Source organism: Methylobacterium sp. 13MFTsu3.1M2 (assembly GCF_900112625.1).
In the GTDB taxonomy this organism is placed as follows: domain Bacteria; phylum Pseudomonadota; class Alphaproteobacteria; order Rhizobiales; family Beijerinckiaceae; genus Methylobacterium.
In genome coordinates this window covers 1-8,482 of sequence record NZ_FOMM01000056.1, presented here as the reverse complement: position 1 = coordinate 8,482, position 8,482 = coordinate 1, and the positions used below count along the sequence as shown (strand labels likewise).

Here is an 8,482-nt window from a genome sequence, read left to right as displayed (position 1 = left end):
GGTGATCCGGGTCGAGGTCGAGTTGGCCCTCAAACCACGCCTCGCGCGCAGCTCTCACGTCCTCCCGGTCCTGCTCGGCCGCGTGCCCCGTACTTATGGGATGGCCCGCCCCTCACTGAACCATCGTGGCATTCTCCTGCCACGGACACGTGGAGGGATTGGGAATGGCAAAGAGCTCGATCGCCGTGCTGGGTATCGACCTCGGCAAGAACAGCTGCAGCCTTGTCGGTTTCGATGCGGCTGGAGTTGTCGTCCTGCGCCGCCGCGCACGGCGTGAGACGGTCGTCGGACTGACGGCCAAGCTACCGGCTTGTGTGGTCGCGATGGAGGCCTGCTGCGGCGCCCACCATCTCGGCCAGTTGCTCGTAGCGCAGGGGCACACCGTCCGTCTGATGTCGCCGGAGTATGTTCGCCCCTACGTCAAAGCGCAGAAGAACGACGATCGTGATGCCGAGGCGATCGCAGAGGCAGCCACACGCCCGACCATGCGCTTCGTGCCCCTGAAGGAACAGGAGCAGCTCGATATGCAGAGCCTGCATCGGGTCCGGTCGCGGCTGGTCGGAATGCGCACCATGCTCATGAACCAGCTCCGCGCGATCCTGCTGGAGCGTGGTCTCACCTTCCCGCAGGGTCGGCGCAAGTTCGAGATGGCAATCGGAGCACTGATGCAGGACCCTGAGGCGCAGATCGGACCACGCATCCGATCCCTCATCGGAGAGGTCCGCGACGAGTGGACGGACCTCGATCGCCGCATAGCGGCGCTCGATCGCGAGTTCGTCGAGCATGCGCGTGCCGACGAGGCGGCGCGCCGCCTGGTGTCGATCCCGGGCATCGGAACGATGACGGCCACGGCTCTGCGTGCTGCCGTCGATGACGGCAGCACCTTCACGCGTGCCCGCGATCTCGCGGCTTGGCTCGGCCTCGTACCACGCCAGCACACGACGGGCGGCAAGCCGAAGCTGCTCGGCATCAGCAAGCGGGGGAACTCCTACCTGCGCGGGCTCTTCATTCACGGGGCGAGAGCGGCGCTGCCCTCGATGGCCAAGGCTGAGGACGCGACCGGCCGATGGCTGCGGGGTCTGCTGGCGCGGGCGCACTACAACGCCGTGGTCGTCGCGCTCGCCGCCAAGCTCGCTCGGATCGCCTGGGCAACGCTGCGGAAGGGCGTGAGCTTCGAGCGGCAGCCGGAGCCGGCTCACGCCTGAGACATCGCAAACGTCGACCCTAACTGGACTACGAGAGGCCGGCGCGGGTCCATGAGGTCTGCGGGAGGACAGTGAAGATGGCCTGACGGTCGAGCGGCGTTCCGGAAGCCTGGCAAAAAAAGCGGTTCTTCGAGGCCGACGTGCTTATGAGGCCCGGGGCGTGCGGCTCTCCATCTTGGCGGCGGCCACTGCGCCGACATGCCGGATACGTTTGTGCAGACCGGACACAGGCACCTTCACCGACCACCTTGCAGACGGGGCGGGCCATACGTTTTTTTCGCGAGATGCCGTGGCGCTTGAAGAAGCGCGAGAGGCTACTCTGCGCCACGCAGATGCCGCGTTCGGCCAGAGCCGCACGGAGTTCATGCAGGTAGATGCCGGGCTGCGCCTCGTAGAGGGAGACGATCAGGTCGGCCTGCGCCTCGATCTGGTGCGAGCGCTTATCGCCGCCCATCGGCTTGGGCGCGACGTGGCCCTCACGGGCGAAGCGCTCACACCACCGACTGGCGCTCGCCAGGCTGATCCCAAAGCGTTCGGCAGCTTTGTGTCGGGAGGCGCCGGCCGCGACGGCATGGACCACGCGCTGACGCAGATCGACGGACAGGGCTGAGGACATCGGCGCTCTCCTTCGCCGACCAACCCTTCACCGCGCCAGCCGTTTCATCACGCTCGGATGCTGCTCTAGGTCAGCGCCGTCCAGCGCACCAGCATGTAGGAGAATGCATTGGTGAGATCGGAGCCACCGGAGAGCTGCGGCAGGATCGACTCAACCCAGGCCTTCGGGGCCGCTGCGAGCGGTTGGGATCAGGCCTGACGCTTCCGCAGGCGCTCGTGGGGGGCTTGCCGCAAACGGATCGCTCTCGACCTCGTAGCTCGCGCCCATCCGTTCCAGCGCCTCAAAGGCGACCGCGGAGCCGGTACTGGCATGGACGTCGCAGGACTTGCGTCGGGTATGCGCTCGGCAGGCGGCCTCGAACCGCGCGCTGCCTGAGCGACGGCGCTTGTAGAGCGCGTCGAAGCCAGCGTAGCCATCGGCCTCAAAGACGCCGGAGAACGCCGCTAGATGCGTGAGCGGGAGCTCCCCTTCCGGTCCAGTGAGGCGAAGAACACGGCCGCCGGCGGAAGCCCACCGCCATATTACCGCTGACTCGCAATTAAGCTAGCGCTCGTAGATCCGGTATCCCGCAGCCGAAGTGCCTCACTACCCTCCACCACCTGGCCAAACGAGACAGAGCGCACCACAGGATGCCGCGCCACGCTGACAAGCGGGAGCTATGTTGACCAGACCCAAGGGTGGCTCTAGCAACTTAACGCAGCCAAAGGCAAAACGCTGATCGACGGCAAGGCGAGCGCCGAGGACCCCCGCAATGATCCAAAACCGCGCATACCCAGCGCAGCTAGTTCCCGAGAAAGCCTACCTCGCGCGAGCCGTTAATCGCCGCTCCGGCAATGGAGTATTTTAGGACATCGCAAGCCGCGTTGCAGCCACTTCCGGATACATCATCGGATGCAATGCACTAGGAAACAGTCCAGCTTAATTTGAATTGCGGCAAAACAGGATCGGCGGCACAAATCATTTATCTCCAATCAGCAGGAAAGAAATCTATATGCATAACGAATCTAAGGGTTCGACGCGGGCGATGCATTCGACAGAGCTATTTCCGGGATCGCGGATGATATACTATCACATTATGATAATCACTTCACAAACACGGATAACTTAAAAATCGCTTCTTTTTCGATGAAACCGACAGATCTTTCGGAACTTGGTCAAAAACCTCCCATTCAATCATTCGCACTAAATTTAAGGCTCGGGTTTGCAGATTCTACACAGTAACTCTTTCATATCAAGCGGAATGACTTAAGCTGAGGAATATTTCGTTGGACCAACCGTCAAACAAAGCGGATCGATGGGCGTTTAGTCAGAGATTTGCGCCGTGATCACCGCAGCCCGCAGCTATTACGATGTATCTTTCGGCATTCCAATACGAAGATTATGAGCGAGAATTCTAGGCCAGAGATTTAAACTTCGGAGTTAAAATGAACGCTAGTGAGAAAGACGCGCTTTCGGAATTCGCACGCCGCCTCATGGAGAGGACGACAGAAATAGGCCCTTCAGCTGGACCATCTTCAAAGTCAGAAAATCACAAGGATGCCTTTTCTCAGGAGGGGCAACTAGCTCTCATTCTAGAAATTGAGAAGCGCCAAGAAACAATGAGCCGAAATCTAACATCGACTCTGAGCGCTGCGATCTCCGCACTTGCCAGGCTCGAAAGCATGATCGCTCGCATCGATGGAGAGATTAAAGACATCCAAGAGCAGGAGGAGGAAAGAAATCGATCGCTCCAAAGGGAGCAGGAGGATTTAAAACTATCTGCGTCCACTTTCGTTCAGCTTACTGCCCAAAAATTGGACTCTGTCATCGGACAAGTCGACGAGTTGCTGAAGAACCATAGTCGTCAATCTCAAAGCAAAACCATTGCCGGTCGCATCAATGTGAGCGGAAATGACTAAAGTAATACAGTATCATTCCTCTATCCTCAGATCTGATGCGATAGGGACATCAATTACGCTGCTACATAAAGCTCTCCTAGAGCGCAACGTAGCAAGCTTCATATCGTGCGCGGACTCTCAGCTCGAATCGTCATTGCCAGGGGTTGTCCCAGCCTCATCTCTACTAAACGCACAAATGGGCAAATCGCTGGCCCAAAGAGACATAATTATTATACATTATTCTTATTTAGACGCCACAGCAGAAGCTCTCTCGCACCTTCCTCTTCGTCGTATTATTGTCTACCACAACATCACTCCAGGAAAATTCTTCAGAGAAGCAGGGCTCGACTGGCTTGCCGATGGATGTGACAGCGGACGTGAACAACTTCGGAGAATGGCGCCCGCCTTCGATATCGCCGTCGGCGACTCAGATTTTAACTCGGCAGAACTTCAAGAAAGCGGCTACAAGAATGTTAGAACAATCCCAGTACTGTCAGATTACTCTGGGTTTCGACGCGGCAAGGTGGAAACAGAACTATTTTATAAGCTGCGCGATCAGTGCGAAGTAAATCTGCTCTTCGTCGGTCGTTTTGTGCCAAACAAGCGGATAGATCGGCTCATATCCTTGGTCAGTGAATTCAAGAAGAGATTTCCTTTATCAATACGACTCCATATAGTAGGAAAAATTTGGAACGAAGCATATTACGTCAGCTTAATAAAACATGCCTCCGAGCTAAATGTGGCACAGAACATTCAAATACATATCGATGTAGATGCCGATCGCCTTCGCACGTTGTACGCCGCTGCGAGCGCCTTTGTCTCAATGTCCGATCACGAAGGCTTCATGGTTCCGTTGATCGAAGCTTTCGCATCCGGCTGCCCGGTAATAGCTGCCAACGCAGGCGCTATTGGCGAGACTATGGGCGGCGCAGGACTTTTGATGAGCGCACCAGATCCAAGCTTTGCCGCAAGCCTCGTGTATATGCTGTCAACTGATCAGGAGTTTCGTTATAATACAATTGCGCGGCAGGCGCAGCGAGCTGCCCATTTCAGCCAGCTTCGCGTAACAAAAAAGTGGCTAGATACAATAGAAGGCATGCCCGCGCATCTCTAAGAACAACGATCATTTTGAAGACAACGTTATGATACCGGGGTAAAGTGAATGATGATCGCCATAGACGGTGGAGCATTTCAGCAGGGGCTGGCCGCGGGTATATACAATGTAGCAGTCGGGTTGATGAATGCAGTCGCAGCACGTAATCCTGCCATAGAGTTTGTACTAGTCATCGATCCTTCGTTCGGGGACGTTCGCGAGGAGCTAGTCGCTCGCTTATCTGTCAAACCGCGCATTTTTTCAGCTCGCCTCGTCCCTGCAAAGACAGAGTGTGTTCGTCATCTTACAACAACTGAGCCAAATCTAATATTTTATGTCGATGGAAAATATGTACCGGCCGAATTCATAGAGAATAAAGTCACTTACATTGGCAAAGCGCCGCGCGACTCCTTCCGTCTGCTGAGCCGAAAGGACTCCCCAGCAGTTACTGAGGGCACCGCCGATACGCGGGAACTTGGTGTGCTTATAAGTCACATCACCATACGAGCAGATGACCAGTTCATTCCTGTAGAACTCAATGATCACAGATTGACTACTGGTTTTCACGGCGTTGAATGGGGATGCCGTTGGACAAACGGCGCCGCCGAACTTCCACTTGAGATTTTTCCAGTTGTGGAATCGGATGTGAAAATAGAGATTACCATCGCAGCGGTCACACGCTATCGTATTGGTTCATCGTTGTTCGACGCTAGACTTCAGCAGTTATCGAAACGTATGGATGATCTGTCCCTTCAGGTGTCGACGGACAGGGCCGAGTACGAACTTATTCAAATGGGCGCAAAAGCGTTTATAACTAATCACTTTATCCCAGTCAGGTTTTCTGCGTTGCCTCAGTATTCTATATTGTATGACATGATTCCAATAATTTTCCCTGACTTCTTTTACAGCGACGCGAGAGAGAATTTTGCAAATAACATTCTGGCTTTCAAGAACTCGGTCCACGTATTCAGCATCTCCGAGACCAGTAAGATTGATTTAGCCCGCTTAGCTGGTATCTCGTCCGACAAAATAACCGCAATGATGATTGATATTGATCCAATATTCTCGCGTAGATCTGATGAAGAAATAAATGAGGTCTTGAAACGCCATCGTCTCGAAAATAAATCATATATTATCTCCGTCGGGACCTTGGAGCCCCGAAAGAACCACGGGAAACTCATCGAGGCTTACGAAATTCTATTGCGAAATGGAGCGCCCAGCTGTGATTTAGTATTGGTTGGAAAGAATGGCTGGGGAACAAGCGATCTATCGGACAAAATCAATGCCCTAGGCTTAGAGGATCGAGTTCACATACTTCAAGGCGTGTCTAACGACGAGTTGTCGGCGCTATATTCCGGAGCCTTATACTCGGTTTATCCCAGTCTATACGAAGGGTTTGGCCTTCCTGTGATAGAAGCCATGGCTTGTGGCTGCCCAGTAATAACATCGAATCGCTCAAGCATGTCAGAGATCGCTGGCCAAGCGGCACTACTTGTGGACCCAACATCTCGCGAATCGCTTGCCGTCGGCCTATCTGAATTGCTGATGCACCCTTCTAAACGCCAGCACTTGACTCGGCTTGGCTATATGCAGCGACGGAATTTTAGTTGGGACATCACGGCGCAACGCGTACTTGACGTGCTGGAGCTTGGTTAAATTATGAAGATTCTAGTTCTATCCACATTCGATATCTGGCCGGCTAAAGATGGCGGACAAAACAGGTTCGTTAATATTTGGTCCAATTTTTCTGCGTCTTTTGAGATTACTATCCTTGTTTACGACTTCAGAAATCAGTCAATCAGCAGGCGCTATAAAATCTCAAATAATGTAGAGGTGATATTACCGAAAGCAAGCGCCGGCGATGCTGGACATTTTAATTACTTGATGGAGAAAAGTGGCCTGTGGCTACACGATGTCCTATGTATAAATGACTACAATTTTTCTCTGGAATTCATTCAAGAACTGACAAAACAGGTTCATGCGTGCGATATCATAGTCGCATCCCATCCTTATCTCGCTAATATTGCCTTTCCGTTAGCCCCCCGAAGGGTAGCACGCGTGTACGAGTCACATAACGTCGAGGCCGATATTAAGAGGGATTATTTTAAACGCAGCAAGCATCGCGCCCATATCAGATCTTGGATTACCGCCGTTCGTCAAGTGGAGCGCTTTGCCGTCCAGACTAGCCACCTTGTGACGGCGGTGAGTAATCAAGACGCGCTCAGACTAAAGGAAATTTATGACTGCTCCTATAAGAATATAAGCGTAGTTCCAAACGGTACCAATATAATAAACCTTCCGACAATTTCCCAAGAAGATTTGACTACGCTGCGACAGATTTTGGATGCAGGAGAAGGATTGGTCGGCGTTTTCCTCGGTAGCAACTTCCAGGCAAATGTCGAATCATATAAACTTAGTCGCGAAATGCTTGACGCCGCGGATTTCCGAGGCACCATGTTAATAGTTGGCTCTATCGCGGACGCCGATCGCTCAACTTGGAAAGAAGTAAATTTTAGTGAGCGTTGGCTTGGATTCGTCAGTTCTGAAGTTCGGGATTCGGTCCTCGTTTCTTCGGATTTTGCCCTCCATCTGATGTTTTCAGGCGCAGGGACAAATCTAAAACTTTTTGATTATATGGGATCTGGGTTACCTATCATCGCAAATGCGTTTGGACGTCGAGGGGTTGACGGCAGTGATTGGAGCCTGCCCGCTGATTCTTTGGAAGAACTTAAATGGTCGTTAGCTGCGTTAAGGGAATCGGCTGAAACAGTCGAGTCCCGCAGAGATAACGCAAGAAGGATTGCTGTTGACCGGTTCGATTGGCATTCAATAGCTCGTCGCTTCGAAGCCGAACTCCTAAAAATGTATGATCCAACATCTATGAGGGCGGCGCTCGACACCTATTTTGGTGGTCCTGGCGGGCAAAGGCGGTTAGCTCTACATAACTTCTAGCAGGGAGCATGCCGTGTGAATTTTTTCCTGTTTCTCTGACCTCTTTCCACTCTATTCAAATCGTATTCACCGTGAGGATAAGATCTTGATGAATTTCATGAAATTATTAATTGATAAAATACTGCAGTCATCGCCCGATATCTTGTGGCGGCGCCGAGATCATACGGATAATCTTGGCACAAGGCACTACCTCACTTCGGAGATGCCAGGTTTTGATCGAGAGTACTATTTGAAGCATAACCGCGATGCTATATCGGTCGGGGAGAATGCACTTGAACACTATCTTGAGGTGGGATGGAAGCAAGGTCGGGATCCAAGTCCTGGATTTAGTGGCCAACGCTATCTCGCTTGGAATCCAGACGTTGCAGAGGCAGGACTAAATCCGCTAGTTCACTACTTAAACTACGGGTTAGCCGAAGGGCGGCTCGGCGCATGTGATGACTCGAAGCTGCAGGCTTCCAGCTGTTCTAGCGGTAATGAGGATCCGAGCGGACAGCCGCTCGCATCGCGCGAGTCGCATCTTGATAGTGGAAGTGATCGCGATAGCTCTACTCGAATTCCTGTCCGACTGCTCTGATTAAGGCGGAGAGCAGCAGCGCCTCGGTCTCGTCTTTGGTTCTTCGCCTTGGCTTGTGTTGTTGCTCCCTAGAGCGGCATCCGATCAGGTTGCGTCGTATCCTGCAGCGGCAAGGTAGGCTCGACATTCAGCTGGCGCGAAGCGGGTTAGGCTGCGCCGTAT

General features: G+C 53.4%; 6 protein-coding genes and 1 pseudogene. 6 read left to right on the top strand and 1 reads right to left on the bottom strand.

The genetic code is table 11. The annotated features are described in order from the left end of the window. Nucleotides 1-185: 185 nt before the first annotated feature. Nucleotides 186-1,205 carry an IS110 family RNA-guided transposase gene (locus BM314_RS29600; RefSeq protein WP_107353654.1) on the top strand — a complete coding sequence of 340 codons (1,020 nt, stop codon included), beginning with the start codon at nucleotides 186-188 and terminating at the stop codon, nucleotides 1,203-1,205. A 271-nt stretch (nucleotides 1,206-1,476) separates the two neighbouring features. Here BM314_RS29600 and BM314_RS31180 read toward each other — a convergent pair. Further along, nucleotides 1,477-1,821, bottom strand: a pseudogene (locus tag BM314_RS31180) (helix-turn-helix domain-containing protein); the annotation flags it as partial. Nucleotides 1,822-3,245: 1,424 nt separating this feature from the next. Here BM314_RS31180 and BM314_RS30410 point away from each other — a divergent pair. From BM314_RS30410 to BM314_RS30405, 5 genes are all read left to right on the top strand, one after another. Continuing rightward, nucleotides 3,246-3,719, top strand: a complete 474-nt coding sequence (locus BM314_RS30410; RefSeq protein WP_139237925.1) for a hypothetical protein — start codon at nucleotides 3,246-3,248, stop codon at nucleotides 3,717-3,719. A gap of 175 nt (nucleotides 3,720-3,894) precedes the next feature. Next, entirely contained in the window at nucleotides 3,895-4,812 is a 918-nt protein-coding gene (locus tag BM314_RS29585) for a glycosyltransferase family 4 protein (protein ID WP_170868216.1), read from the top strand. A 48-nt stretch (nucleotides 4,813-4,860) separates the two neighbouring features. Next, nucleotides 4,861-6,447 (top strand): glycosyltransferase family 4 protein, encoded by a 1,587-nt coding sequence (locus BM314_RS29580; RefSeq protein WP_091982103.1) that lies wholly within the window; start codon nucleotides 4,861-4,863, stop codon nucleotides 6,445-6,447. Between the two features lie 3 nt (nucleotides 6,448-6,450). Then, a complete protein-coding gene (locus BM314_RS29575) occupies nucleotides 6,451-7,743 on the top strand; it encodes a glycosyltransferase (protein WP_091982100.1) in 1,293 nt (430 codons plus the stop codon). An 88-nt stretch (nucleotides 7,744-7,831) separates the two neighbouring features. Beyond that, entirely contained in the window at nucleotides 7,832-8,320 is a 489-nt protein-coding gene (locus BM314_RS30405; RefSeq protein ID WP_244540094.1) for a hypothetical protein, read from the top strand. Nucleotides 8,321-8,482 lie beyond the last annotated feature (162 nt).

What these genes read in the sequence shown, in the direction of transcription:
- BM314_RS30405 (WP_244540094.1), top strand. Translation starts at nt 7,832, where the DNA reads ATGAATTTCATGAAATTATTAATTGATAAAATACTGCAGTCATCGCCC.
- BM314_RS29575 (WP_091982100.1), top strand. Translation starts at nt 6,451, where the DNA reads ATGAAGATTCTAGTTCTATCCACATTCGATATCTGGCCGGCTAAAGAT.
- BM314_RS30410 (WP_139237925.1), top strand. Translation starts at nt 3,246, where the DNA reads ATGAACGCTAGTGAGAAAGACGCGCTTTCGGAATTCGCACGCCGCCTC.
- BM314_RS29580 (WP_091982103.1), top strand. Translation starts at nt 4,861, where the DNA reads ATGATGATCGCCATAGACGGTGGAGCATTTCAGCAGGGGCTGGCCGCG.
- BM314_RS29585 (WP_170868216.1), top strand. Translation starts at nt 3,895, where the DNA reads ATGGGCAAATCGCTGGCCCAAAGAGACATAATTATTATACATTATTCT.